Origin of the sequence: Faecalibacterium sp. DFI.5.82, from assembly GCF_029076575.1 — a bacterium.
GTDB lineage: Bacteria > Bacillota > Clostridia > Oscillospirales > Ruminococcaceae > Faecalibacterium > Faecalibacterium duncaniae.
In genome coordinates this window covers 1-322 of the sequence record NZ_JARFIS010000327.1, presented here as the reverse complement: position 1 = coordinate 322, position 322 = coordinate 1, and the positions used below count along the sequence as shown (strand labels likewise).

General features: G+C 61.8%; 1 pseudogene. It reads right to left on the bottom strand.

Going from position 1 to position 322, the window contains the following annotated elements:
- Window positions 1-191 (bottom strand): annotated as a pseudogene (locus P0G09_RS20925) (nucleoside-diphosphate sugar epimerase); the annotation flags it as partial.
- Between the last annotated feature and the right edge of the window lie 131 nt (window positions 192-322).

The following is a 322-nucleotide window of genomic DNA, read 5'->3' as shown; positions in this document are numbered from 1 at the left end:
GCCAGATCCCGGACATCCACCATATTGAAGCTGCCCGCCATGCCGATGGGCATTTCGCCGTTCAGGATCTGGGTCAGGGTGCGGGAGGTCTGGCCAATGGCCGGATCGTTGGGGCCGATGATTCCGCTGGGGTGGACAACGCAGGCGTTCAGGCCCGCGTGGGCGGCATCCAGTACCTTCTGGGTGGCCATGGCCGTGCTGCGGCTTTACCAGACTACCACATTTTCCTCTTCATAGGGGACGAACTGATTCACCTCCCGGATGGGCTGCCCGGCAGGCAGCTCAGGAATAGCTCCGGTGGAGGAAACGTACACGAACTTCC